This is a genomic window from Mycobacterium sp. SP-6446 (genome assembly GCF_001954045.1).
Taxonomy (GTDB): Bacteria; Actinomycetota; Actinomycetes; order Mycobacteriales; family Mycobacteriaceae; genus Mycobacterium.
In genome coordinates this window covers 25,262-51,433 of record NZ_MBEM01000136.1, presented here as the reverse complement: position 1 = coordinate 51,433, position 26,172 = coordinate 25,262, and the positions used below count along the sequence as shown (strand labels likewise).

The window sequence follows — 26,172 nt, the reverse complement described above, 5'->3', positions numbered from 1 at the left end:
TATTATCCCGACAATGGGAACGGTGGACCTTGCTGACTCCTGCGTCCTCTGGACTGGCTTCGACATATCGATCGTGGCCAGGACGTACGCGCAATTCACCGGCATCCTCGCCGGTTTCGCCTTTGTCGTCATAAATCTCGTGCTCGACCGCGCCTATCGGCGCCGCGGCGAGGGTCATTCGCCAGACCCGCGCGAGGTCGAGCATGACACCCAAGTGGGAATCGCACTGGTATGCGCGTTCCTGGGCCTATTTCTGACGACCCTGCGATATGGGTTGCTCGCCGGCGAGAGCGGTTGCGCCCTCACCAATGGCCGAGCCGGGTCCGTGGAAGTGCTGGCCGCCGTATCGTTCGGTGCGTCCATTTACATGCTGCTTTACGCGATTGTGCAGTTTATTTCGGGCACCGCGGGCGTCCTCGCCAAACACTGCGTATTTGTCCTCGCAGTCCTCGTGCCCCCGATTACCGTGTTCCTGGTTGAAGATACGATCATGCACCTCGCGCTCTCGCTGGGCGATCCGCGGACGCACCGGCCGCTTCAGCCGATGTGGGACTGGGCCAACAGGCTGTCGATTCCGATACCGCTGGCGATCATCATCGCGTGTGCCGCGTTGTGGTACATCGGAATTGGGAGGCGGCGTACGGAATCACCTCCCGGCGGCATTGCGCGGCGGATCCGAATTGCCGTCCCCTACATTACCGTCGCTGTCGTTGCGGCCGTAATCGTGCGTTCCATCATGGCGTTGCGTTATAAAGATCCGGCCGCGCATATCAGTGCTGCCGAAGCCTGGTTCTGGCTGGGCGTGCTCGTTGCCGCGTTGCTGGTTCAAAGCGCTGCGTTGTCATTTCAAAAAGGCGTGGAAGTGCCGTTTGGCGGCTCTGCGATTTCGGCCCGTGCCTAGCTCTCCGGCAATTCGAGGCACACCGCGACGGCTCCCGCACCGACGTGCAGCGCGAGCACCGGCCCCAACGGCGTGACGATCGCCGGTTCGCACTCCGGCAACCGCCGCGCCAGTGTCGCCGCCACCTCGCTCGCTCCGTCGGGGTTGGCGACATGGTGCACCGCCAACGCGGCACGACCATCGCCGACGATCCCGCAGACCCGATCGATCATCGTCGCGGTCGCGCTGCTGACCGTGCGCACCCGTTGGGCCAGAACGAGTTTGCCGTCGTCGACGCGCAGCAGCGGCTTGAGCGACAGCGCGGTGCCAAGCCACGCCGTGGCGCCACCGATCCGGCCGCTGCGCCGCAGGTTGTCCAGGCGGTGCACGACGATGAACGCGTGACTGCGGCCCACGGCCGAACTCGCGGCGGCCGCGACGGTCTGCAGGTCGCCGCCGGCCGCCGCGGCCCGTGCGGCGGCGAGCACCGCAAAGCCGGTGCCCATCGCGGCTGACCTCGAGTCGATGACCTGTATCGCCGGATCGAGGTCGGCCGCGGTTCGTTCGGCGTTGCCGTAGGTACCCGACAGCGCCGACGAGATATGCACCGCCACTACGCCGTCCCCGTCGCTGGCGGCAAGCGCCTCCTGGTAGACGTTGGCCAACTCGGCCGGCGTGGCGGCCGCGGTGGTGGCGTGCAGCTTGTAGATATCGTCTGGGATGTCGTCGAGGCCGTCGCGCAGGTCGTCGCCGTCGAGCAAGACGTGCAGCGGAACGACTCGTATCGACCACTTTTCGAGCAACTCGGCCGGCAGCCGCGACGACGCATCGGTTACCACCACCACGGACATGCGTGCTACCCGCGCGGTTTCTCGGTAGATACACCGGCTTCGGCCAGCGCCTTGAGCATGAGCTCCGCGACCGCCTGGTGGGCCTCGAAATTCCAGTGAATCCCGTCGGGGTTGCCGCGTCCACTCATAATGTGCTCGGCCACAGCGGCTTTGAGATCGACCAAGGGAACATCGTGGCTTTGCGCCCATTCGGTGATCGCCGCGGCGGTGCCCGCGCGACCGTGGTGGGCCTTGCCGTATGTCTGCGCGATGTGCACCGACGGCAGCGAGGCCACGATCGGGATCCCGGGGCGGTTGAAATCGATTGCGCCGCGGGTCTGTTCGAGGTATTCGGCGCTCAAGTGCGGCGGCAGCGCGGACCTGGCCATCGGTGAAAGCCGGGGCTGCAGCCAACCATAGCCGTCGCGGACCCAGCGCCGCAGCCACGGCGGCCGCACGTAGCGGATCAGCTCGCGCAGCGCGGTCGGCAGCACCGAGGGCAGTGAATCCATCCCGCCGGTGGCGAATATCACCGCCCCGGCCCGGGGCAGCGCCGCCCAGGCGCGTGGATCCTGGGTCGCCGCCCACCAGATGTCGCGGCATGTCCAGCCGATGCGGCCAATCAGCTCCACATCCCAATCTAGTTGCGAAGCAACGATATTGGGCCAGATACGCGAATCGTCGGAGGGCAACCCGCCGGTCGGGCCGTAGTAGGCCAGCGAGTCCGCGAAGACGAGCAGCACCGGACGTGTTTTAGAGGACATCGTTGGGCACCTGAGCCGAGGCGTTCCACACGTCGAGGCGCCAGCGGATGCTCTCGAGGTCGCGAACGTCGGAGTCGTCGGAATGGCCGGACAGCTGCACCCAACTCGCGTTGCCCATGCCGCCCAATACCGGCCAGCTCGAGACGGGAAGCTTCAGCAGCGCGGCCGACAACGCGGCGATCAGCCCGCCGTGGGCGACCAGCACCACCGGCCGGCCAGGCTCGCCCGCCCCGCCCCAATCCGGTTCGCCGGATACCAATTCGGCGATCAATGGCACACTGCGCGCGGCGACGTCGGCCCTGCTTTCCCCGCCGTGCGGTGCCCACGTCGCGTCCTCGCGCCACGCCAGCCGGGCGCCCGGCGCCTCGGCGTCGATCTGGGCGTGAGTCAGGCCCTGCCAGTCGCCCAGGTGGGTCTCTCGTAACCGCCGATCCACCCGAACCTGCAGCCCGGTCCGCTCCCCCAGCTTGATTGCCGTGTCGTAGGCGCGATGCAGGTCCGACGACACGATCAGCAGTGGCTGCAGCTTGCCCAGCACTTCGGCGGCGGCGACCGCCTGCGCGCGGCCCAGGTCGGTCAGCGCGGAGTCCAGTTGCCCCTGCATGCGGCTACCGGCGTTGAAGTCGGTTTGCCCATGCCGCAACATCACCAGGCGACGCACCCTCATCGCGCGCTCGCCGAGTCGTCGTTCTCGCCCAAATCCACCGGCACCACGGGGCAGTCGCTCCAGAGGCGGTCCAGCGCATAGAAGTTGCGGTCATCCTGATGCTGGATGTGCACGACGATGTCGCGGTAATCCAGCAGCGTCCAGCGGCCTTCCCGGGCACCTTCGCGCCGCGCGGGACGGTAGCCCGCCTTGCGCATCTTCTCCTCGACCTCGTCGACGATCGCGTTGACCTGCCGCTCGTTGGACGCCGAAGCGATGACGAAGCAATCCGTGATCACCAACTGGCCGGAGACGTCGATGACGACGACATCCTCGGCGAGCTTGGCCGCGGCCGCGCCGGCCGCCACCGTCGCCATGTCGATGGCTTCCGGGGTCGCGGTCATGCCGACCCCTCGGCGCCCGGCTTGCTATAAAGCCCGCGCTTCGAGACATATTGCACGACACCGTCGGGCATCAGGTACCACAGCGGGCGGCGCTGTTCGGCACGCTGACGACAGTCCGTCGACGAAATCGCCAGCGCCGGAATCTCGACCAGGGTCAGCGCGTCCTCGGCCAGTTCGCCCACGACACCGGTGATGTGGTCACGGCGCAGCTCGTACCCGGGCCGGCTGACCCCGACGAAGCGCGCCAGCTCGAAGAGCTCGTCCCAGCCCTGCCACGACAGAATGGAGGCCAGCGCGTCGGCGCCGGTGATGAAGTACAGCTCGGAATCGGGGTTCAGGGCGTGCAGATCGCGCAGCGTGTCGCGGGTGTAGGTGGGCCCGGCGCGGTCGATGTCGACCCGGCTCACGGAGAAGCGGGGATTGGAGGCCGTGGCGATCACCGTCATCAGGTAGCGGTCCTCGGCGGCCGACACGTGCCGGTCCTTCTGCCACGGCTGGCCACTGGGCACGAACACCACTTCGTCGAGATCGAACAGGTCGGCGACCTCGCTGGCAGCGACCAGGTGACCGTAATGGATGGGATCGAACGTCCCGCCCATCACGCCGAGCCTGCGCAGCTGCTTTTGCACGGTTTGCCAGCTTACTTGAGCGCGCGATCAGGGCCGATTCCGCAGCTCGCGGCCACGCTCGCCGGAATTCAGACGGGTAGCAGCTGGTCGATCACCGCGGCCAGCTGCTTGGCCGACCGGCACTCGTGCATCGTGATCACCTCTTGGTAGCGCGGCACCGCCGAGTCGCCGCTACCCCACAGGTGTTTGGGCTCGGGGTTGAGCCAGTGCGCGTGCCGGCTGGCGGTCACCATGTCGGTCAGCACGTCGATGGCCGGGTCGCGGTAGTTGGTGCGGCCGTCCCCGAGCACCAGCAGGGAACTGCGTGGCGACAGCACATTCGGGTGCGCCTGCAGGAACGAAACGAAAGCGTTGCCGTAGTCGGAATGACCGTCGCGGCTGTAGACGCCCGCCTCCCGGGTGATCCGCTGGATCGCCACGGCCAGGTCGGCTTCCGGCCCGAACATGTGGGTCACCTCGTCGGTGGTGTCGATGAAGGCAAAGACCCGGACGCGCGAAAACTGTTGGCGCAACGCGTGTACCAGCAACAGGGTGAAGTGGCTGAACCCGGCGACCGAACCCGACACGTCGCAGAGCACGACCAATTCCGGGCGCGCCGGTCGCGGTTTGGCTAACACCACGTCGATCGGCACGCCGCCGGTAGACATCGACTTGCGCAGCGTTTTACGCAGATCGATCGACCCGGCGCGGGCGCGGCGCCGACGCGCGGCGAGCCGGGTCGCGAGGGTGCGGGCCAGCGGAGCCACCACCCGTTGCATCTGGCGCAGCTGATCGCCGGAGGCGCGCAGGAACTCGACGTTCTCGGAAAGCTGTGGGATGCCGTACATCTGGACGTGGTCGCGGCCGAGTTGCTCGGCGGTGCGCCGCTTGGTCTCGGCGTCGACCAGCTTGCGCAGCTGCGTGATCCGCTGCGCGGCAAGCGCTTTGGCGATCTGTTCCTGGGTGGGCGTCGGCTCGTCACCGTAGGGGGCGAGGAGTCCGGCCAGCAGCTTGCCTTCCAGCTCGTCCAGCGCCATCGCCTTGAGCGCCTGGTACGACGAGAACGACGGGCCGCGGCTGGAACTGTATTTGCCATAGGCCTCCACGATCCGCGCGATCATCGCGACCAGGCGTTCGTCCATGTCGCCCAGCTCGGGATTCTCCGTGAGCAGGTCCAGCAGCATCTGGCGCATCGCCTCGACGTCGTCGGGTGGCAGGGAGTCGTCGGCCGGCGCGTCGCCGGCCTCGTCCTCGGTGACCACCGCGCGCGCCCCCAACGCCGGGGGAAACCACAGGTCGAACATGGCGTCATAGGTTTCGCGGTGATCAGGGCGGCGCAACACCGCGCAGGCGATACCTTCGCGCAGCACCTCGCGATCACCCAGCCCGAGGGTGGCCATCACCCGGCCCGCGTCCACCGTCTCCGAGGGGCCCACCGAAATTCCCTGTCCGCGAAGCGCTTCCACGAAGCCCACCAGATGGCCGGGCAGCCCGTGCGGGGCGAGCGGCCTGGTGGGGCGGATGCGGCGGACGGCCATCGGTGCTTCCTAGTTCAGCCGCAACTCGCCACTGGCGCGTTGTTGGTCGGATTGGTGCTTGAGGACCACGCCGAGCGTCTGGGCGACTACCGCGTCGTCGATGGTGTCCAGGCCCAGCGCGAGCAGCGTGCGGCCCCAGTCGATGGTTTCGGCGATGGACGGCACCTTCTTGAGCTGCATTCCGCGCAGCACACCGATGATGCGCACCAATTCCTCGGCGAGGTGCGCCGGCAGCTCGGGGACTCGGGACAGCAAGATGCGCCGTTCCAGGTCGGGGCTGGGAAAGTCGATGTGCAGGAACAGGCAGCGGCGCTTGAGCGCCTCCGACAGTTCGCGCGTGGCGTTGGAGGTGAGCAACACGAACGGCGCCCGCTCGGCCGTCAGTGTGCCCAGTTCCGGCACGGTCACCGCGAAGTCGGACAGCACCTCCAACAGCAGGCCCTCGATCTCGATGTCGGCCTTGTCGGTCTCGTCGATCAGCAGCACGGTCGGCTCGGTGCGCCGGATGGCGGTCAGCAGCGGCCGGGACAGCAGGAACTCCTCGCTGAACACGTCGCTCTTGGTCGCGTCCCAGTCTCCGGAGCCGGCCTGGATCCGCAGGATCTGCTTGGCGTGGTTCCACTCGTAGAGCGCCCGCGCCTCGTCGACGCCCTCGTAGCACTGCAGCCGGACCAACCCTGACCCGGTGGCCTGGGCGACGGCGCGGGCCAGCTCCGTCTTGCCCACTCCGGCCGGGCCTTCCACCAGAAGCGGCTTGCCGAGCCGGTCGGCCAGGAACACGGCCGTGGCCGTGGCGGTGTCCGGCAGATAACCGGTTTCGGCCAGCCGTCGCGAAACGTCGTTGATGTCCGCGAACAGCGGCACGGGCCGGGCGGGCACACTCACAATCTCAGTTCTCCTAAAGCACTGGCCGTCAGGCCGGACGGACGTGGCCGTCTCCCCACGCGATCCATTTGGTCGAGGTCAATTCCGGCAATCCCATCGGCCCGCGGGCATGCAGCTTCTGAGTGGAGATGCCGATCTCGGCGCCAAAACCGAACTGCTCGCCGTCGGTGAACGCCGTCGACGCGTTGACCATCACCGCCGCGGAATCGACGCCGTCGGTAAACCGTTGTGCAGCAGCCATATTGGTGGTCACGATGGCCTCGGTGTGGCCGGTGCCGTATTCGTTGATGTGAGCGATCGCGGCGTCGACGCCGCCGACCACCGCGACCGCGATGTCCATCGAGAGGTATTCGCGCCGCAGGTTCTCCTCGTCGGGGTCGAGATGCACCGTCACCCCGGCGTCTTGCAGCGCGGCCACCAGCCGCGGCACGGCCTCCGCGGCGATCGCGGCGTCCACCAGCAGCGTCTCGGCGGCATTGCAGACACTGGGCCGCCGGGTCTTGGAGTTCAGCAAGATCCGTTCCGCCAGCTCCAGGTCGGCGCCTTCGTGCACGTAGACATGACAGTTGCCGACACCGGTCTCGATCGTGGGCACCTGCGCGTCGCGGACCACGGCGTCGATCAGGCCGGCTCCCCCGCGCGGAATCACCACGTCGACCAGGCCGCGGGCCTGAATCAGGTGCGTCACGGTGGACCGGTCCGTAGCCGAAAGCAGCTGAACGGAGTCGGCGGGCAGGTCCTCGCTCACCAGCGAAGCCCGCAGCACCTCGACAAGGACCTGGTTCGACCTCGCCGCCGAGGAGCTTCCGCGCAGCAACACGGCGTTGCCGGATTTGAGCGCCAGACCGAATGCGTCGACGGTGACGTTGGGCCGGCCCTCGTAGATCATGCCGACCACGCCCAGCGGAACTCGCTGCTGGCGCAGCTGCAGCCCGTTGGGCAGTGTGTAGCCGCGCAGCACCTCGCCCACCGGGTCCGGCAGCCCCGCGACCTGGCGCAGGCCAGCGGCGATCCCGTCGACACGCTTGGAGTCCAAGGCCAGCCGGTCGAGCATGGCGGCCGGTGTGCCCGCGGCCCGGGCGGCCTCGATATCCTCCGCGTTTGCGGCCAGGATCAGATCGACGTGGGCGGTTATCGCCGCGGCGGCGGACTCGAGCGCCTGGTCCTTGGCTACCGTCGGCAACAACGCCAGGACACGCGAAGCGACCCGGGCGCGGCGGGCGGCATCGTGGACTTCTCGGCGCAAGTCGGGAAGCGACGGTGCTTGCAGACTCATTTAACCAGGGTATCGGTCGTTACCTGGGTGAGTTTGGCTGCCCCAGGTCCGCGCCCGGTGGCGCCGCTCACGCGACACGCTCACCGCGCCGGGCTTGGCGTACCTTGCTTTGGCGTTCTTCGAGGATGTGGCCAAAGTTCTGTAGTAGCAACGGTTCACGCATGACGAGATGCGCGAGATGTTCGCGATCGATCTCCAACGCGGTCACTTCCTCGAGCGCGTACGCGCTCGCGGTGTTCGGTTGCCGGGTCAGCGCCGTCAACCCGAGGAACGAGCCCTCGACGAGCGTGCTGATCGGCACCACCGACCCGTCGTCGGCGGTCGCGATGAGCTGAACGCGCCCCGCGACCAAGAACGTCATCCCGTCGGGCACCTGGCCGACGTATTCGACGGTTTCGTCGGCGCCGTACCGGACGAGCCTGGCGGAGGAATACAGCGAGCGCTGCTCGTCGGTGTTGAGCCGCAACGCCGGTGCCACCACGGTGCGCACCGCTTTCTCCACACGCTCGATGGTCGAGTAGTCGTCGTCGCAGTTGTCGAGGTGCAGCTCTTCCCGCCGTGCGGCGTACCAGATCCAGCGCAGAAACGTCGTTCGCGCGGCGCCGTCGTCGGCCGGTGAGCCCAACCGGATGGTCGTTCGGTATTCGCCGCCGCCGATCGGCACCGAACGCGGCACGCTGTCGCTCATCAGCTGCGGTAGCCCGAGTGCGACCCGCGACAGCATCGCGCAAACGCGGTCGGGCGGGTCCGCGACCGAAAATGTGGTCGTGATCGCCAATTTGTGGGAGCCGGGCGGGCGGCTGAGGTTCGTGAACGCCGTTGTGGCCAGCACCGCATTGGGCGTGATCCGCATCCCGCTGCCGGTGTCGATGTGCACGGCGCGCCAGTTCACTTCGATGACACGGCCGCGCACCGTCCCGGTGTCCAGCCAGTCGTTGATCCGGAAGGGCTGCTCGAACAGCATGAACAAGCCCGAGACGATCTGGCCGACGGAGTTTTGCAACATCAGGCCGATGACGACCGACGTCACACCCAGCGCCGTGAACAACCCGCCGATCCGGACACCCCAGATATACGACAGGATCAGCACCAGGCCCACACCGATCAGGGCGAAGCGTGCGACATCGAGGAAGATCGCGGGCAGGCGTTTGCGCCAGCTCTCTTCGGGCGCGGCCGCGAAAACGGTGGCGTTGAGCCCGGACAGCAGCAGCACCAGCACCAGGAAGCCGAACAGCGTGGTGAGCATCCGCACGGGGACTTCTCCGGCCGGGATCTGCGAAGCCTTGACGAGCAACAGCAGCAGCGCGCCCAGCGGCAGCAAGTAGTTACGCAGCAGGCTTACTTGCCTGGCCAGGTGGCTGTGCCGGCGGGCGAGCGTTTGCTGCAGCTCGGTAAGAATGATCAGCCCGAGCGGAAATCCGACCGCGATACCGATCGACCAGTAGAACCACGAGGAGTGAAACGTGTTCATCATCGCTCCGAGAGGCGGTACATCGGTTGGTCGGTTCCACCGACCGAAATCGTGCCGGCGGGCGTGAACTGGCGCACGTCTCGCATCGCTTCGTACACCTGGGAGCTGACGTAGATGCCGGGTTGGGGTGCGCCCCTGTGCATTTGGTAGGCCAGGCTTACCGCGGCCCCCCACATGTCGTAGACCAGGCTCGAGCCGCCGACCAGTCCGCTGATCACGTTGCCAGTGTTGATGCCGACCCGAAGGCCAAGCTCGTGACCGGTCTGGCTGTTGAACCGATCGATGATGCGACGCATTTCGACGGCGAAGTCCACGCTTCGGTGAATGCTGTCCAATCGCGGGGTGATCACACCGCAGGTGGCCAGGTAGCTGTTGTGGAACGTGCGGATCCGTTCCACGCCAAGGGTTTCGGCCGCCGAATCAAACTGGCGGAACAGATCTTCGACGATGCCGACCAATTCATGGCCCGCAAGATCGTTGGACAGCTCATCAACCCCGACAATGTCGGCAAAGATGATCGCGACGTCCTGATGCTTCTGCGCGATGGTCGCCTCACCATCGCGATAGCGCTGGACAACCGACTCGGGCATCAGCGTCAGCAGCAGGCGATTGTTTTCGTTGCGTTGCTCGTTGAGCAGCTCTTCCTTGATCGCAAGATTGCGACTCATTTCATTGAAAGCCGCAGTGAGCTCACCGATTTCGTCGTGTCCCCGTGCCGGAATGTTGATGTCGTAGTCGCCGGAGCTGATCTTTCGCGTGCCCTCCTCGAGGCGCCGGACCGGTCGCACCGCCGCCTGGGCGATGAACATCGACGCCACGCAGATGACGAAAACCAGCGTGGTGACCGCAATGACGAGGGTCTTACTGAAGTGGCCCAGCCGCGCGAAGGCGTCGGAGTCGTCGCGCGTTGCCAGGATCGACCAGTGCAGATCGGAGTTGGGAATGTCCAGCGGAGCGTAGGCTTCCAATTCCCGGTTGCCGGTGTAATCGGTGCCGGTGACGACTCCAGTTTCCCCGCGTTCGGCGGCGCGCAGACCGGCGCTTCCGACCGGCTGCACCAGCGTCGTGCCGCCCAACCGGATCGCCCGGTCCACGACGTCGGGCGGGGTGCCGGCGGCAATGGCCTCGCGCCGGTACTCTTGCGGGTCCTCCAGGAAAAGCCGCGAATCGGAACGCATCAAGTTGTCGGGGCCGGCCAGATACGTCTCGGTCGACGGGCCCATGCCGGCGGCTTGCCAATGTTTGTTGGCGGTCATGATCTGGTTGATCTTCGAGATCGGCAGCGGCAGCGCCATCACGCCGTCGATCTTGCCGTTCATGCCCACGGGCGACACCACCCACGCGGTCGGCGCGTCGAGCTGCGGCTGATAGGGCTGGAAGTCGGTGATCCAGACGAACTCTAGGTCGTTGGAGCGCAAGGCTTTTTCGTACGCTTCGCGCAGGTTTGATTCGCGATACGGGCCGGTCAGGATGTTGGTCCCGAGGTCGGGGCCTTTCATGACGCTGTACACGACGTTGCCCTGGAGGTCGATCAGCAGCGCGTCCTTATATTCGAAGCGGGTGACGATGTCTCGGAGGTAGAAGTCGAAGCGGGCATTGGCCGCCGTCCATGCGCTGCCGTCGCCGGCATCGGGCACTGGCAGCGAATCGGCGGTCGGCCGGGGCGGTGCGGTGTAGTGCGCCTGAAGGTATTTCTGCGAGGGCGAACTCGGCAGCACCGCGTTGACGTCGATCGTGCCGCCGGTCGTGCGTTTGATCGGCTGAATCATTTGAGTGTCGTAGTAATTGACGAGTTCCTGCTGCTGCGCGGGAGTGATCGTGGCGTTGGCCAATTGGTTAAAGCCCGCGGTAAGCGCCGCCGTTTCCTCGTTGATGCTGAATCCGCCGCTGTAGACGACCAGCGAATTCGTCACTTCCCGAAACAGCGCCTCCATCTGGCGCCGCTGCGACTCGCGCAATTCGATCAGCCGCTCGGCCTCCACCTGCCGCAACGCGCCGCGGCCGGTCAAGGCCCCGATGAGACCGATCACCGCGACGCCGAGGATGCCCGCGAGCAGCATCGCCACCAAGATCTTGGACTGGATGCCGAACCGGAAACGGCGCCACACAAACGGCCGCCGCGCGCCCCAGGGGGTCTTTTGGGCCGGGGCGGATTCCGGCGCGGTTTCCGTCGCCGTGTCGAGGGCCGGCTCGGTGTCTTTCAGCTCGCTAGACGTCAATGCCTTCCGCCTTTCTGGATTCGGCATCGCTAACGCAGCAGACTAGCGCGCGAAACTCAAGAAATTGGCGTTTGCACTAAGCGTTCAACGTCGAAACGCGGGACGGACGCGACTAACGTCGGTGGAATGGCACGCGTTTGTGTCGTCGGCAGCGTGAACATGGACCTGACGTTCGACGTCAATGCCCTGCCCCGGCCCGGCGAGACCGTGTTGGCGTCGTCGTTGACCTACGCGCCCGGCGGCAAGGGCGGCAACCAAGCGGTGGCCGCCGCTCGTGCCGGCGCAAGCGTGCAATTCGTCGGCGCCCTCGGTGACGATCCGGCCGCCGAACAGTTGCGGGCGCACCTCTCGGTCAATGGGGTTGGGCTCGACGGCACCATCGCGATACCCGGACCGAGCGGGACTGCGATCATCGTCGTCGACGCCGGCGCCGAGAACACCATCGTGGTGGCACCGGGTGCTAACGGACGGCTGACGTTGGCCGCCACCGCAGTCTCGGTGATCACCGGTTGCGAGGTGTTGTTGACCCAGTTGGAAATTCCGGTTCCGACGGCGGTGGCCGCCGCTCGTGCGGGGCGATCGGCAGGAGCCGTCGTCATGGTCAATGCCTCACCGGCCGGCCAGGACCAGAGCTCGCTGGCCGAGCTGGCCTCCGTCGCGGACGTGGTGATCGCCAACGAAGCCGAAGCCGACGAATGGCCTTGGCGCCCAACCCACTTGGTGACCACCTTGGGTGCGCGCGGAGCGAACTGCGTCAGCGCCGACGACGAGTTCTGCGTACCCGCCCCGGCCGTCAAAGCGGTGGACACCACCGGTGCCGGCGACGTCTTCGCGGGAGTACTGGCCGCGTGCTGGCCACGCAACTCGGGCGTGCGAGCCGAGCGGCTGCGCGCGCTGCAGCGCGCCTGTGCCGCGGCGGCGCTGTCGACACAGGTACCCGGCGCCGGCGACTGCGCACCGGATGCCGCGGCGATCGAGGCCGCGCTGCGCTAGTCCTCGGGGACTTCGCGCTCGATCTCGTCGAGCCAGATGCGCGCGGACATGTCCGACGGAGCACGCCAATCCCCGCGCGGTGACAGCGCTCCGCCGTGAGACACCTTGGGGCCGTTGGGCAATGCCGAGCGCTTGAACTGACTGAAAGAGTAGAACCGCTGCACGAAGACGCCCAGCCAGTGCCTGATCTCCTTGAGCGAATAGGACGGCCTCTTGTCCTCGGGGAATCCCGCCGGCCAGGTCCCACGCTCGGGGTCGCTCCACGCATGCCAAGCCAGAAACGCGATCTTCGACGGACGGAATCCGAAGCGCAACACGTGGAACAGTGAAAAGTCTTGCAGGGCAAACGGACCGACCTTCGCCTCGCTGCTCTGCAGCTCCTCCTCTTCACCGCTGGGCACGAGTTCCGGGGTGATCTCGGTGTCGAGCACCGACTGCAGCACCTCGCACACGTCAGATTCGAATTGCCCCGACGAGATGACCCAGCGGATCAGGTGCTGGATCAGGGTCTTGGGCACGCCGCCGTTGACGTTGTAATGCGACATCTGATCGCCGACACCGTATGTCGACCAGCCCAGGCCGAGCTCGGAGAGATCGCCTGTGCCCAGCACGATGCCGCCGCGCTGGTTGGCCAGCCGGAACAGGTAGTCGGTGCGCAGTCCGGCCTGCACGTTCTCGAAGGTGACGTCGTAGACCTTCTCGCCGCGCGAGAACGGGTGATCCATCTCCTTGAGCATCAGCGCCGCGGTGTCGCGGATGTCGATCTCGGAGAAGGTGACACCAAGCGCGCGGCACAGCTCGATCGCATTGCGCTTGGTGCGATCTCCAGTGGCGAAGCCGGGCAGCGTGAACGCCAGAATGTCGCTGCGTGGCCGCTCTTCGCGGTCCATCGCCCGCGCGGCGACGATCAGCGCATGAGTGGAATCCAGCCCACCGGAAATCCCGATCACGACCTTCGGGTAGTTCAGGGCACGCAGCCGCTGTTCCAGCCCCGCGACCTGGATGTTGTACGCCTCATAGCAATCCTGTTGCAGCCGTTCCGGATCGGCCGGCACGAACGGAAAGCGCTCGACCTCGCGCCGCAGCCCGATGTCGCCGGCCGGCGGGTCCAGCTTGAACCCGATGCGGCGGAACGATTCCGCCGACGCGCGATGGTGACGGCGGTTGTCGTCGAACGTCCCCATCCGCATCCGCTCGGCGCGAAGCAGTCCGGTGTCGACGTCGGCCACCGACCGTCGCTCCCCCTTGGGGAACCGCTCGGACGAGGCGAGCTGCACGCCGTTCTCCCAGATCATGGTCTGGCCGTCCCAGGCCAGGTCGGTGGTGGATTCGCCCTCCCCCGCGGCGGCGTAGACGTAGGCGGCCAGGCAACGCGACGACGCCGAGCGGGCCAGCAGGCAGCGGTCCTCGGCGCGCCCGATCGTGATCGGACTACCGGACAGGTTCGCCAGCACCGTCGCACCGGCCAGCGCCGCCTCCGCACTGGGCGGGATCGGCACGAACATGTCCTCGCAGATTTCGACGTGCAACACGAGGTCGGGCAGGTCGGAAGCGGCGAACAGCAGATCGGGACCGAACGGAGCCTCAATGTCGCCGAACCGGATGACGCCGCGCTCGTCGTCTCCAGGCGAGATCTGGCGACGCTCGTAGAACTCCCGGTAGGTCGGCAGGTACGACTTGGGCGCCACCCCAAGCACCGCGCCCCGGTGGATGACGACGGCGGTGTTGTAGATGCGCTGCCCGTAACGCAGCGGGGCGCCGACCACCAGCACCGGCAATAGATCGGCCGAGGCGGCAACGAGGTCGGACACGGCGGCTTCGACGTCGTCGAGCAAGAGGTCCTGCAGCACGATGTCTTCGATGGAGTAACCGGACAGCGTCAGCTCCGGGAAGACGGCCAGGGCCACGCCGTCGTCATGGCACTCGCGCGCCAACCGCAAGACCGACTCGGCGTTGGCCGCCGGATCGCCGATCGTGGTGTGGTGTGTGCACGCGGCGACCCGGACAAACCCCTGGCTATAGCAGTTGTAAAAGTCCATCGCCCTTCCATTGTCGCCTGGCCGGTGTCAATAAGCACGCGCCGGGTATCCCCAACAGATGAGCGACACCGCCGTCGTCGTCATCGACATGATGAACACCTATCAGCATCCCGATGCTGAAGATCTAGTACCCAATGTGGGCAAGATCATCGACCCGCTGGCCGATTTGGTCCGGCGCGCACGCGAATCCGACGACGTCGACCTGGTGTACGTGAACGACAACTACGGCGATTTCACCGCCCAGTTCTCCGACATCGTTCGCGCCGCGCTCGACGGCGCGCAGCCCGATCTGGTGAAACCGATCGTGCCGTCCGGGGATTGCCGCGTCATGACCAAGGTCCGGCACAGCGCGTTCTACGCCACGGCGCTGGCCTATCTGCTCGGCCGCCTCGAGACCGAGCGGTTGATCCTGACCGGCCAGGTCACCGAGCAGTGCATCCTCTACAGCGCGCTCGATGCCTACGTGCGGCACTTCCAGGTGGTGATTCCCACCGACGCCGTCGCCCACATCGACGCCGACCTGGGCGCGGCGGCGCTGAAGATGATGGAGCAGAACATGTCCGCCGAACTCACCACCGCGGCCGACTGCCTCGGCTGAGCCCGCCGCCGGAATGGCCTATCACCCGTCGAGACTCATCCACTGGCGGAGTGTGGCGCGCTGAGCGGCTGCCGGCGTTCGGCCGGGGCACGGCCGAAGACCATTGAGTCCTCGATGCGCTCGAAGCGCCTGCTGAGCACGTCACTCAAAAAGTTGTGGCTCACCTTCCACGGCCGACGCGTGCCGGATTTCGGGTGCACATGTCGACCACGCTTCACGTAACCCGATTCCAGATGGAACGTCGGCTGCTCAGGCATCTCCGTGTCGCCCAGGTGCGGATATGCATGGGTGTAACCGCGAGAGTTCATGTACGCCAATAGATTTGCGACGGACCGTGCAGTCAGGTCGGCGCCCAACGTCCAGGACGCGTTGATGTAACCAAAGCTCCAGGCCATGTTCGGAACATCCTCGAGCATGTGTCGCCTGTACAGGAAGTGCTCGTGGGGATCGATCTTCTCTCCGTCGACGCTGACGGTGACGCCGCCCAGCGCTTGCAACTGCAGCCCGGTCGCCGTGATAACGATGTCGGCTTCGATTCGCCGCCCCGACTTCAGCGCGATGCCGGTGGCGTCCAAATGATCGATGTGGTCGGTCACCACCTCCACCTTGCCGTCACTGATCACCTTGTACAGGTCACCCTCCACGATGAAGCACAAGCGCTGATCCCACGGGTCGTACGGCGGCTTGAAGTGGGTGTCGATCGGATAGCCAGCGGGCAGATTGCGCTCCGCGATGCGGCGCAGCGCCCGCTTGCTGAATTCGGGCGTCTTGCGCGCGACAACCCACATCAGCTGGGCGACGAATGCGTTGCGCCACCGAACGATCCAGTGAGCGACCCGCAGCGGCAACGCTTTCCGCAGCGCAATCGCCGTCGGCTCCTTCTTCACCGCCGAGATCATGTAGGACGGCGTGCGTTGCAGCATCGTCACGTGCGCCGCTTTTTCGGCTAACGACGGGATCAGACTGACCGCCGTAGCGCCGCTGCCGATGACCACGATCCGCTGACCGGCATATTCGAATGATTCTGGCCAGTGTTGCGGGTGGATCACCTCTCCGGCGAAGTCCGTAATACCTGGGAACGTCGGGTTATAGGGGCAGTCATAGTCGTAATAGCCGGTCCCGAAGAACAGAAATCGGCATCGGTACGTCTTTTCGGCGCCGTCCCGCCCGGTCTGCACCGTCCAGGTGTCGGTGTCGGAGCTCCAGTCGGCCGAACGCACGTACGTGTCGAATCGGATGTGCTCGTCGATGTGATGCTTGCGCGCCGTCTCGTCCAGATACTCCCAGATATGGTCACCGTCGACGATCATCTCGGGCCGTGTCCAGGGCTCCCACGGAAAGCACAGCGTGTAGATATCGCTGTCGGAACGCACGCCCGGATAACGGAACAGGTCCCACGTTCCGCCGACTCGCGCGCGCCGTTCGAGGACCGCATAGCTCAGCTGCGGGTTGCGCTCGTGTATGCGGTAGGCAGCACCGATGCCCGAGAATCCAGCGCCGATGATCAGTACGTCGAAGTACTCGGCGACATTCGGACCCATGTCACCCACCATAAGCCGAGGTCAGTATCGACGCCATCATCCCGTCGTGGCTGACCCACCGCCGCGAGGGTCAGCAGAATGCCGGCGCTGGCAGCGTGTCGGTGTACAGACGCGCACGCTCGCGCAGGGTGGTTACCCTTGAGCCGTGGACGCTCCCGAGCTGGTCGCGCTGTTGGCGGGACGCCGGGTCGCGGTGCTCACGGGCGCGGGGATATCCACCGACTCGGGCATTCCCGACTACCGTGGTCCCGACTCGCCGCCGAGCAATCCCATGACCATCGGCCAGTTCAGGTCGGATCCGGTGTTCCGGCAGCGATACTGGGCGCGCAACCATGTCGGCTGGCGGCATATGGATGACACGCAGCCCAACGCCGGGCACCGCGCGTTGGCCGCGCTGCAACGCGCCGGCGTGGTGACCGGAGTCATCACCCAGAACGTCGACCTGCTGCACACCAAGGCCGGCAGCGTGAACGTGGTCAACTTGCACGGCACCTACGCCCAGGTGATCTGCCTGAGCTGCGGCTACACCATGAGCCGTGCCGCGCTAGCCGAACGACTCGAGGCGCTCAACCCCGGATTCATCGAGCGCGCCGAAGCCATCGGCGGGTTGGCGGTGGCGCCCGACGCCGACGCCGTTGTCGCCGATACCGCGTCGTTCCGCTACCTCGACTGCCCGCGCTGCGCCGGCATGCTCAAGCCGGACATCGTCTACTTCGGCGAGAGCGTGCCCAAAGATACTGTCGCCCAGGCTTACTCGGTGGTCGATCACGCCGAGGTGCTACTGGTCGTGGGCTCGTCGCTGACGGTGTTCTCCGGCTACCGGTTCGTGCGGCACGCCGCCGCACTGGGCATACCGGTCGCGATCGTCAACCGCGGCCCCACCCGCGGCGACGACCTAGCCACCGTCAAGGTCGACGGCGGGTGCTCGGAACTGCTGACGCTGCTGGCCTCCGAACTAGGGCGGGAACTAGGAGGGACGCTGTTAGCGCCGAGCCTGTAAATCTGCAGAAGAAGTTCGAGTGAGGGTCTGCAGATTTACAGGCTCGGCGTGGGGCCTCGACGAACTCTTGCAAACGATCAGAAGGTGCAGGGCATGCTGCGCACGGCGTGGATGAAATTGCCTGCCACGTAGTTCGGATCGCCCGCCTGGATGTCGGGCAGCTGCCGGAGCAGCTCGCCGAAGATGGCGCGCAGCTGCGCGCGGGCCACATGAGCCCCGAGGCAGAAGTGCACTCCGCCGCCGCCGAAGCCGACGTGCGGGTTGGGGCTGCGGCTCAGGTCCAACCGCTCGGGGCGGTCGAAGACCTCGGTGTCCCAGTTGCCGGACGGATAGAACATGACCACCTTCTCCCCCGCCAGGATGGTCTGGCCGCCCAGCTCGAAATCCGTTGCGGCCGTGCGGCGGAAGGTCATCACGGGCGAGGCCCAACGGACGAATTCCTCGACCGCGGTGCCGATCCGGTTATCGAAATCCTCGAGCAGCCATGCCCTCTGGTCTCCGAAGTCGGTGAGTGCCTTCATGGCATGGCTCGTGGTCTGGCGGGTGGTGTCGTTGGCCGCCACGGAAAGCAACACGAAGAATGCGGCCACGTCGGCATCGGAAAGCCGATCGCCGTCCACCTCGGCGTGCACCAGGCCGCTGATCAGGTCGTCACCGGGATGCTCACGGCGCTCGGCGGCAAGCGCGCCGGCCACCTGATGCACGTAGATCTGGTTCTCGAACAACACCTCCATCGGGGTGCGGCCGTCGAGGAAGTCCGGGTCGGCCCACGACACCATGGCATCGGTGGCGCGGGCCATGTGCTCACGCTCGGATTCCGGGATCCCGACCATGTCCGACAGCGTGCGGATGGGCAATTCCTTGGCGCAGAGGTCGACGAAATCTGCGCCGCTGCCGGCCGCACGCAGTTCTTCGACGATGGTCTTGGCGTTCGCTTGGATCGAATCCTCGATGCGACGGACCTGCCGCGGGGTGAACGCGGCGCTGACCAACTTCCGCAGCTTCGTGTGCCGCGGCGGGTCCATTGCGAGGAACGACTGCGACGCTTCGAGCAGCTCGACCGGGATGCTCTCGAACATCACGCCCTTGCCGGACAGGAACGCCTCGTTGTTGCGGCTGACCGTGACGATGTCCGCGCGCCGGGTGACGGCCCAGTAGCCGGGATCGTCGGGATCGGGCATTAGGGCGTCCTCGACCGGCGGATGCCAGCTCACCGGACGCTCGGCCCGCAACACGGCGAACGAGCGCTCCCGGTCCGCCGCGGTGGTGGACCAAAACGCACGGGAGGACAGATCGATGGTGTCGTAGGCGCGGGCAATGGCAGGCGTAGCCGTCATGGGGATCCTCCAACGAACCGAAAGCCGTTCAACGACGATATGCCTAGACACTTTGTCTAGTCAATATGTCGAACAGTCGGCTATGCTCGGTAAATGCCGTCGGTCACCCGAAAGCCGCAGGCCAGGCGCGAGCACACGCGCCAGCAGCGGCGCGAGCAGATGGAGCGCCGGCTGCTCGATGCGACCGAGCGGCTGATGCGCGACGGCGCCAGCTTCACCGAGCTCAGCGTGGACCGACTAGCGACCGAGGCGAGCATGTCGCGGGCGAGCTTCTACATCTACTTCGAGGACAAGGGCCACCTGCTGCGCCGGCTCGCCGGGCAGGTATTCGCGGACCTCGCGGAGGGCGCCGAACGGTGGTGGAGCGTGGCGGGGCGGCACGATCCCGACGACGTGCGCGCGGGGATTTCCGCCATCATCGAAAGCTATCGCCGTCATCAACCGGTGCTCGTCGCACTGAACGAGATGGCCGCGTACGACCCCTTGGTCGGCGCTACCTATCGCAATCTGCTGACCGCGATCACCGGGCGGTTGGCCCGTGTCATCGAAGACGGCCAGGCCGACGGCTCTATCCGGCGCGAGCTGTCCGCCGCCACGGCGGCGAGCGCGCTGACGTGGATGGTCGAACGGGCGTGCCAGCAGAATCTTCCGAGCGCCCCGGCCTCCTACGACACGGACCTGGCCGCGACCTTGACCGAAATCATTTGGGGTGCATTGTATCTCACGCCCATGCCAGCAAAATGAGCTAGACGGTCACCAAATCGTCGGCGTGCACCGCGGGGCGGCGCAGCTCGCCGGGTAGGTCGGACGTGGACCTGCCCATCATGGTGGCGAGTTCGGCCGCGTCGTAGGCGACCACCCCGCGGGCCACCATGGTCGCGTCCGGTCCGTGCAACTCGACGACATCCCCGGCGTAGAACCGGCCCGACACCGAGGTGATACCCGCGGCCAGCAGCGAGCGGCGTTGGTGCGCCACCGCGCGCACCGCCCCCTCGTCGAGGCTCAGCGTGCCGGTCGACTCCGCGGCATAGCGCACCCAGAATCGGCGGGCCGACATCCGGGCGGGACGCGCGGCGAACACGGTTCCGGTCGAGGCGTCGGTGAGCGCCGTCGCGGCGTCGGTCGCCGCGGCCAGCAGCACCGGAACCCCCGCGTCGGCGGCCAGCAGCGCCGACGACACCTTCGACGCCATCCCCCCGGTGCCCAGGTGGCTGCCCGGGCCGGCGACCACGCCGTCCAGGTCCGCCGACCCCGCCACCTCGGGAATGAAGCGCGCCCCCGGCACCTTGCGGGGATCGGATTCGTAGAGGCCGTCGATGTCGGAGAGCAGCACCAAGGCCTCGGCGCCGACCAGGTGGGCCACCAGCGCCGAGAGCCGATCGTTGTCGCCGAACCGGATCTCGTTGGTGGCCACCGTGTCGTTCTCGTTGACGATCGCCACCGCATGCAGCGCGCGCAACCGATCCAGAGTGCGCTGCGCGTTGGTGTGCGAGGCGCGGATGGAAATGTCGTGCGCGGTCAAAAGCACCTGTCCGACCGTGCGGCCGTAGCGCGCGAACGCCGCGCTCCAGGAATTCACCAGTGCAACCTGCCCGACGCTGGCGGCCGCCTGTTTGGTCGCCAAATCCTTTGGGCGACGGGCCAATCCGAGCGGATCGATGCCGGCGGCGATGGCGCCGGAGGACACGATGACGACGTCGGTGCCCGCCTTCATGCGCGCCTCGATCGCGTCGGCCAGTCCGGCCAACCGCCCGGCGTCGAACACTCCCGACGGCGTGGTCAGTGCGTTCGTCCCCACCTTGACGACCAGACTGCGGGCGGTCCGGATGGCTTCTCGCTGCGCGCTCACGAGGCCCCACCTTCGGGACCGTGCTCGCGCCGCTGGCGTCGGGCGGCCTTGCGCTCCGCGGCGCCCACCCGTTCGGTGCGTTCCAGCCGCGCATCGGTGCCGCGGCCTGACAGCGCGACCTGTTGACCGGCCGGGGTTTGCGGCTCCCAGTCGAACGTCATCTCGCCGATGGTCACCGCGCATCCCGGCTGCGCGCCCAGCCGCAGCAGCTCCTCCTCGACACCGAGGCGTGCCAGCCGGTCGGCGAGATAGCCGACCGCCTCGTCGTTGTCGAAATTCGTTTGACCCACCCACCGCTCAGGGCGCGCGCCGGTGACGGTGAAACCGCCGTGCCCGTCGGGCTCGACGGTGAAGCCGCTGTCGTCCACCGGCACCGGGCGGATCACCGGGCGCCGCACTACCGGCGCCGGTCGCGATGCGTTGTACTCCGAGATCATCGACCAGAGCCCAAAGATCAACGGCTGCAACCCTTCCCGGGTTGCCGTTGATACCAGGAATACCGGCCAGCCGCGCGCGGCGACGTCGTCGCGGACGAACTCGGCTAGCTCACGAGCCTCCGGCACGTCGATCTTGTTGAGCACCACCGCCCGCGGTCGTTCGGAGAGGTCGACCAGCGCCGGATCCCCTTGCAGCGTGGGCGTATACGCCGCGAGCTCGGCCTCCAGCGCGTCGATGTCGGAGACGGGGTCGCGACCAGGTTCCGCGGTCGCGCAATCGACGACGTGAACGAGCACCGCGCAGCGTTCGATGTGCCGGAGGAAATCCAGGCCCAGACCGCGGCCCTGCGATGCGCCCGGTATCAGGCCCGGCACGTCGGCGACGGTGAATGCGTGCTCGCCGGCGGAGACCACGCCCAGGTTGGGAACCAGCGTGGTGAACGGGTAGTCGGCCACCTTGGGCTTGGCCGCCGAGATCACCGACACCAGCGAGGACTTTCCGGCGGACGGGAATCCGACCAAGCCGACGTCCGCGACGGTTTTGAGTTCGAGGGTGAGGTCGCGGGCCTGGCCGGGCTCGCCGAGTAGCGCGAAGCCCGGGGCCTTGCGGGCGCGCGAGGCGAGTGCGGCGTTACCCAGGCCGCCGCGGCCACCGGCGGCGGCCTCGAAGCGGGTGCCCGCCCCCACCAGGTCGGCGAGCAGCCGCCCGTTTTCGTCCAGCACGACGGTGCCGTCGGGCACCTTGACTTCCAGGTCGGAGCCGGCGGCGCCGTCGCGGTTGTTGCCCATCCCCTGCTTGCCCGACGGCGCGGTGACGTGGGGATGGAAATGAAAGTCCAGCAGGGTGTGCACCTGCGGGTCGACGATCAGGACGATGCTGCCGCCGCGGCCGCCGTTGCCGCCGTCGGGTCCGCCCAGCGGCTTGAATTTCTCCCGGTGGACCGACGCGCAGCCGTTACCGCCGGAACCCGCCCGCGCGTGGATGACGACTCGATCGACAAACCGAGGCATCGGCGGTCCTCTCAGCTACCCGCATGCACGGGCGCGGCGACCTCAGTCGGTGGTCTGCCCGGCCGCGACGATGTTGACGGTCTTGCGGCCGCGCTTGACGCCGAACACGACCGCACCGGCCGCCGTTGCGAACAACGTGTCGTCACCGCCGCGGCCCACGTTGGCGCCGGGGTGAAACTTCGTGCCGCGCTGGCGGACGATGATTTCGCCGGCCTTGACGACCTGGCCACCGAACCGCTTGACGCCCAGCCGCTGCGCGGCCGAATCGCGACCGTTGCGCGAGCTCGATGCGCCCTTCTTGTGTGCCATATCTGTCGCCTCCGCTACTTGATCCCGGTGACCTTCAGGACCGTCAGCTGCTGACGATGTCCCTGACGCTTGTGGTAGCCGGTCTTGTTCTTGAACTTGTGGATGCGGATCTTGGGGCCCTTGGTGTGCTCGAGCACCTCACCGGTCACCGCGACCTTGGCCAGCGCGGCGGCGTCGCTGGTGACCTTGGCGCCGTCGACGACGAGCGCGACCGGCAGCGAGACCTTGGCGCCCGGCTCGGAGTCGAGCTTCTCGACCTTGACTACGTCTCCGACGGCGACCTTGTACTGCTTGCCGCCGGTCTTGACGATTGCGTAGGTCGCCATCGTGGGTGCACCTCTGTTTACTCGTGGGCACGCGTCACCGGTTGCGTGCGCGTGGTGGGTCTGGGTCACGGGAGGCTGGCGCGCGGGCCTCATCTCTCCCGCTGTCGTCGGCCCGGCAGGCCTGACGACAACTGTCCAAGGGTACGTGACCAGCGGCTACAGGGTCAAACCGGCTCGCCTGACCGGGGTCAGTCCACGTGGATGGGCGGGCCGGCCGGCCTACCCGCCGCGCGGCGCCGGCGCGGGCGTCCCGCGACCAGCCCGGGTTCCCCCCCGCCCGTCTCGGCGTCGGAGTCGTCGTCGGAATCCTCGACGTCCAAGTCCTCGTCGTCGAGGTCGAGATCCTCGTCATCGTCGTCGAGGTCCTCATCATCGAGATCCTCGTCGTCGAGCTCGTCCTCATCGTCGTCGTCGGAGTCCTCGTCGGCCTCGTCGGCCTCGTCGGTCTCGTCGATGTCCTCGACGTCCTCGTCGGAGTCCTCGAACTCAGCCCGGTCGGCGTCCTCGAGGTCGGCGGGAACCTTTTCCTCGGTCCGCTCGTCGATATCGGTGGTGGTTTCCGTGTCCTCGTCGGATTCGCCGGTTTCGCCGTCGCCGCGGCCGGCCGCCATCGCTTTGAACATCGGGTGCTCGCCGGGAGCGTGTGCGGGCACCTTGGCCACCGCGGGCTCATCGGATCGACTCTTCTTCGACCGCTTGCCGCGCCGACCGCCGGACTCGGACTTGCGCCCGCTCGTGGGGGCCGAATCGACCGGGTCGCCGTGCACCAGGAGCCCGCGCCCGGCGCAGTTCGGACAGGGCGTGGTGAACGCCTCGATCAGCCCGGTTCCCAATCGCTTGCGGGTCAGTTGCACGAGGCCCAGCGAGGTCACCTCGGACACCTGGTGGCGGGTGCGGTCGCGGGCCAGCGACTCGGTGAGCCGGCGCAGCACCAGGTCGCGGTTGGACTCCAGCACCATGTCGATGAAGTCGATGACCACGATGCCGCCGATGTCACGCAGCCGCAGCTGGCGGACGATCTCCTCGGCCGCCTCGAGGTTGTTCTTGGTGACCGTCTGCTCGAGGTTGCCCCCGGACCCGGTGAACTTCCCGGTGTTGACGTCGATCACGGTCATCGCCTCGGTCCGGTCGATGACCAGCGTGCCGCCCGACGGCAGCCACACCTTGCGGTCCAGCGCCTTGGCCAGTTGCTCGTCGATGCGGTGCACCGCGAACACATCCGGTCCGGGCGAATCGTCCGGCCCGGTGGCGGGCTCATACTTGGTGAGCTTCGAAACAAGTTCCGGGGCAACGGAATTCACGTACTCATTGATCGTGTTCCACGCCTCGTCGCCGGAGACGATGAGCCCGGCGAAATCCTCGTTGAACAGGTCGCGGATGACCTTGACCAAGACATCGGGCTCTTCGTAGAGCGCCACCGCGGCGCCGGCCGCCTTTCCCTTGATCTCGGTCGCCTTGGCCTCGATCTGCTCCCAGCGCTCCTGCAAGCGGGTGACGTCCTTGCGGATGTCCTCTTCCTTGACGCCTTCCGACGCGGTACGGATGATCACGCCGGCGTTCGACGGCACCACCTCCCGCAAGATCTCCTTCAGTCGCTGGCGTTCGGTGTCGGGCAGCTTGCGGCTGATCCCGGTCGACGACGCGCCCGGCACGTAAACCAGGTAGCGGCCCGCCAGCGACACCTGCGTGGTCAGCCGTGCGCCCTTGTGTCCGACGGGGTCCTTGCTGACCTGGACGACGACATAGTCGCCGGGCTTGAGCGCTTGCTCGATCTTCCGGTCGGCGCCACCCAGTCCCGCGGCTTCCCAATTGACCTCTCCGGCGTAGAGCACGCCGTTGCGGCCGCGGCCGATGTCGACGAAGGCCGCCTCCATCGACGGCAACACGTTCTGCACGATTCCGAGGTAGATGTTGCCCACCAGGGACGCCGAGGCGGCCGAGGTGACGAAGTGCTCGACGACGATGCCGTCCTCGAGCACCGCGATCTGCGTGTAGCGCGCGCCCGGGTGCGGCGGTTCGGTGCGGACCCGGTCGCGCACCACCATCATGCGTTCGACGGCCTCGCGTCGCGCCAGGAATTCCGCCTCGGTCAGCACCGGCGGGCGGCGGCGCCCGGCATCGCGGCCGTCGCGGCGTCGTTGCCGCTTGGCCTCGAGTCGAGTCGAGCCGTTGATGCCCTTGATCTCGGTGCCGGACGAGCCGTTGGAGTCGTTGTCGTCGGCCTTGCCGGAGCGTGGGGCCCGCTCGTGTACGACGGTGTTGGGCGGATCGTCGGGTGACGGTCCGTCGTCATTGTCGTCGCCCGAACCCGACTTGCGGCGCCGGCGGCGCCGGCGGCGCCGGTTGCCCGCCTCGGACGAGCCGTTCTCGTCGTCGCCGATGTTGTCGTCGTCGGAGTCGTCGGAGTCCTGGTCGTCGTCGTCCGAGTCGGAGTCGGAAGAGTCCCTGTCGGACTGGTTGTCGGACCCACCCTGTTCGCCCCGGCCACGCCCACGGCCCCGGCGGCCGCGGCGCCGGCGCCGGTTGGCGGGCCGGTCGGCCTGATCGTCCTCGTCGTCGTCCGCGTCGGAGTCGTCGGAGTCGGCAGCGTCGTCGGCGCTCCTGTCGTCGTCACCCCGCTCAATCGGTTGCGGCGCGACAAACAGCGGCATGTAGTGCGGCCGGTCCACGGGATCTGAGCTCTGCAGCATCAGCCGGGATTCGGGCTCCTCCGCCGGTTCGCCGACCGCGGCGGACGCCGTGGCCTCCGGTTGGGCGGCGGCCAGCAGATCGCGGACCCGGATCGCGTCGTCGCGGTCCACGGTCGAATGGGCGCTACGGATCCGTCCATCCAGCGCGTTGAGCGCGTCCAGCACCTGCTTGCTGGTGGTTCCCAGCGTTCGTGCCAGCGAATGGACTTTTAAGCTTTCCGGCAGTTCCTCGTGCTGGATCGGCTCGTGTGATGGGTCTGAAGGTGGTGCACCGTTTACCACGTAGTCTCCTCAAGCCCCCGGGCGCGTCCTTTCGACGCGGCCACGCGAGGGCTTCGCTATGGGCCCGGGTCCACTTCCCCCGGACTTGTGATGGTCTCGCCCCGGGCGGCTCAGGTAAGAACTCGCTCGGCGCCGTGCTGAATGTCGGCCTGACATGCCGCGCAACACCACGGGTTCGCGATGGTCGCGCTTGTCTAAGTCTTCATTCGGGTGTCCGACGCCGGTCCGGCGACGTTCAC

Annotated in this window: 23 protein-coding genes; 5 read left to right on the top strand and 18 right to left on the bottom strand. The window is 67.0% G+C overall.

The genetic code is table 11. From position 1 onward, the window contains the following. The first annotated feature begins 13 nt into the window (after positions 1-13). A complete protein-coding gene (locus tag A5736_RS11915; protein WP_076246341.1) occupies positions 14-901 on the top strand; it encodes a hypothetical protein in 888 nt (295 codons plus the stop codon). Here the strand turns inward: A5736_RS11915 and A5736_RS11910 are convergent. From A5736_RS11910 to A5736_RS11865, 10 genes are all read right to left on the bottom strand, one after another. After that, positions 898-1,731 (bottom strand): DegV family protein, encoded by an 834-nt coding sequence (locus A5736_RS11910; RefSeq protein ID WP_076246340.1) that lies wholly within the window; start codon positions 1,729-1,731, stop codon positions 898-900. The two genes, A5736_RS11915 and A5736_RS11910, sit on opposite strands and share 4 nt — an antisense overlap. Before the next feature lie 5 nt (positions 1,732-1,736). Next, the gene (octT, locus tag A5736_RS11905; RefSeq protein WP_076128307.1) at positions 1,737-2,474 is read right to left on the bottom strand and encodes a diglucosylglycerate octanoyltransferase; all 738 of its coding nucleotides are present in this window, start codon (positions 2,472-2,474) and stop codon (positions 1,737-1,739) included. Next, complete coding sequence (gene gpgP, locus A5736_RS11900) at positions 2,464-3,141, bottom strand: glucosyl-3-phosphoglycerate phosphatase (protein ID WP_076128309.1); 678 nt, start codon at positions 3,139-3,141, stop codon at positions 2,464-2,466. Before gpgP ends, octT begins: the two co-directional genes overlap by 11 nt. Continuing rightward, positions 3,138-3,524, bottom strand: coding sequence for a ribosome silencing factor (gene rsfS / locus A5736_RS11895; RefSeq protein ID WP_076128311.1), 387 nt, complete (start codon positions 3,522-3,524; stop codon positions 3,138-3,140). The genes gpgP and rsfS overlap by 4 nt, the downstream gene beginning before the upstream one ends. Then, complete coding sequence (nadD, locus tag A5736_RS11890; RefSeq protein WP_369805166.1) at positions 3,521-4,141, bottom strand: nicotinate-nucleotide adenylyltransferase; 621 nt, start codon at positions 4,139-4,141, stop codon at positions 3,521-3,523. Before nadD ends, rsfS begins: the two co-directional genes overlap by 4 nt. 80 nt (positions 4,142-4,221) lie before the next feature. After that, positions 4,222-5,670: a VWA domain-containing protein gene (locus A5736_RS11885; RefSeq protein ID WP_076128314.1), complete on the bottom strand. Its 1,449-nt coding sequence runs from the start codon at positions 5,668-5,670 to the stop codon at positions 4,222-4,224. 9 nt (positions 5,671-5,679) lie between these two features. After that, positions 5,680-6,555, bottom strand: coding sequence for a MoxR family ATPase (locus A5736_RS11880; protein ID WP_076064394.1), 876 nt, complete (start codon positions 6,553-6,555; stop codon positions 5,680-5,682). Between the two features lie 28 nt (positions 6,556-6,583). Continuing rightward, entirely contained in the window at positions 6,584-7,831 is a 1,248-nt protein-coding gene (locus tag A5736_RS11875) for a glutamate-5-semialdehyde dehydrogenase (RefSeq protein WP_076246339.1), read from the bottom strand. Between the two features lie 67 nt (positions 7,832-7,898). Further along, positions 7,899-9,302 carry a mechanosensitive ion channel domain-containing protein gene (locus A5736_RS11870; protein WP_076246337.1) on the bottom strand — a complete coding sequence of 468 codons (1,404 nt, stop codon included), beginning with the start codon at positions 9,300-9,302 and terminating at the stop codon, positions 7,899-7,901. Next, positions 9,302-11,521, bottom strand: coding sequence for an adenylate/guanylate cyclase domain-containing protein (locus A5736_RS11865; protein ID WP_076246365.1), 2,220 nt, complete (start codon positions 11,519-11,521; stop codon positions 9,302-9,304). The genes A5736_RS11870 and A5736_RS11865 overlap by 1 nt, the downstream gene beginning before the upstream one ends. 126 nt (positions 11,522-11,647) lie before the next feature. Here A5736_RS11865 and A5736_RS11860 point away from each other — a divergent pair, with 126 nt between their 5' ends. After that, entirely contained in the window at positions 11,648-12,514 is an 867-nt protein-coding gene (locus A5736_RS11860; RefSeq protein ID WP_076246336.1) for a ribokinase, read from the top strand. Here the strand turns inward: A5736_RS11860 and A5736_RS11855 are convergent. Further along, a complete protein-coding gene (locus tag A5736_RS11855) occupies positions 12,511-14,553 on the bottom strand; it encodes an NAD(+) synthase (RefSeq protein ID WP_076128321.1) in 2,043 nt (680 codons plus the stop codon). The two genes, A5736_RS11860 and A5736_RS11855, sit on opposite strands and share 4 nt — an antisense overlap. Before the next feature lie 58 nt (positions 14,554-14,611). Between A5736_RS11855 and A5736_RS11850 the strand changes: the two genes are divergently transcribed. After that, complete coding sequence (locus A5736_RS11850; protein ID WP_076246334.1) at positions 14,612-15,151, top strand: cysteine hydrolase family protein; 540 nt, start codon at positions 14,612-14,614, stop codon at positions 15,149-15,151. Positions 15,152-15,186: 35 nt separating this feature from the next. On the opposite strand, the gene A5736_RS11845 is transcribed toward A5736_RS11850, so the two are convergent. After that, positions 15,187-16,692 (bottom strand): NAD(P)/FAD-dependent oxidoreductase, encoded by a 1,506-nt coding sequence (locus tag A5736_RS11845; RefSeq protein WP_076246364.1) that lies wholly within the window; start codon positions 16,690-16,692, stop codon positions 15,187-15,189. A gap of 145 nt (positions 16,693-16,837) precedes the next feature. Between A5736_RS11845 and A5736_RS11840 the strand changes: the two genes are divergently transcribed. Then, entirely contained in the window at positions 16,838-17,692 is an 855-nt protein-coding gene (locus tag A5736_RS11840) for an NAD-dependent deacetylase (RefSeq protein ID WP_076246333.1), read from the top strand. A 77-nt stretch (positions 17,693-17,769) separates the two neighbouring features. Here A5736_RS11840 and A5736_RS11835 read toward each other — a convergent pair whose 3' ends face one another. Then, entirely contained in the window at positions 17,770-19,029 is a 1,260-nt protein-coding gene (locus A5736_RS11835) for a cytochrome P450 (RefSeq protein ID WP_076246331.1), read from the bottom strand. 93 nt (positions 19,030-19,122) lie between these two features. Here A5736_RS11835 and A5736_RS11830 point away from each other — a divergent pair, with 93 nt between their 5' ends. Beyond that, positions 19,123-19,773 carry a TetR/AcrR family transcriptional regulator gene (locus tag A5736_RS11830; RefSeq protein ID WP_076246330.1) on the top strand — a complete coding sequence of 217 codons (651 nt, stop codon included), beginning with the start codon at positions 19,123-19,125 and terminating at the stop codon, positions 19,771-19,773. Between the two features lies 1 nt (position 19,774). On the opposite strand, the gene proB is transcribed toward A5736_RS11830, so the two are convergent. The 5 genes from proB to A5736_RS11805 form a co-directional block, all read right to left on the bottom strand. Next, complete coding sequence (gene proB / locus A5736_RS11825; RefSeq protein WP_076246328.1) at positions 19,775-20,878, bottom strand: glutamate 5-kinase; 1,104 nt, start codon at positions 20,876-20,878, stop codon at positions 19,775-19,777. Continuing rightward, positions 20,875-22,326, bottom strand: coding sequence for a GTPase ObgE (gene obgE, locus A5736_RS11820; RefSeq protein WP_076246327.1), 1,452 nt, complete (start codon positions 22,324-22,326; stop codon positions 20,875-20,877). Before obgE ends, proB begins: the two co-directional genes overlap by 4 nt. Before the next feature lie 42 nt (positions 22,327-22,368). Continuing rightward, positions 22,369-22,635: a 50S ribosomal protein L27 gene (gene rpmA / locus A5736_RS11815; RefSeq protein ID WP_076128676.1), complete on the bottom strand. Its 267-nt coding sequence runs from the start codon at positions 22,633-22,635 to the stop codon at positions 22,369-22,371. A 14-nt stretch (positions 22,636-22,649) separates the two neighbouring features. Then, positions 22,650-22,961: a 50S ribosomal protein L21 gene (gene rplU, locus A5736_RS11810; RefSeq protein WP_076064380.1), complete on the bottom strand. Its 312-nt coding sequence runs from the start codon at positions 22,959-22,961 to the stop codon at positions 22,650-22,652. 188 nt (positions 22,962-23,149) lie between these two features. After that, positions 23,150-25,933 carry an Rne/Rng family ribonuclease gene (locus A5736_RS11805; protein WP_076246325.1) on the bottom strand — a complete coding sequence of 928 codons (2,784 nt, stop codon included), beginning with the start codon at positions 25,931-25,933 and terminating at the stop codon, positions 23,150-23,152. Positions 25,934-26,172 lie beyond the last annotated feature (239 nt).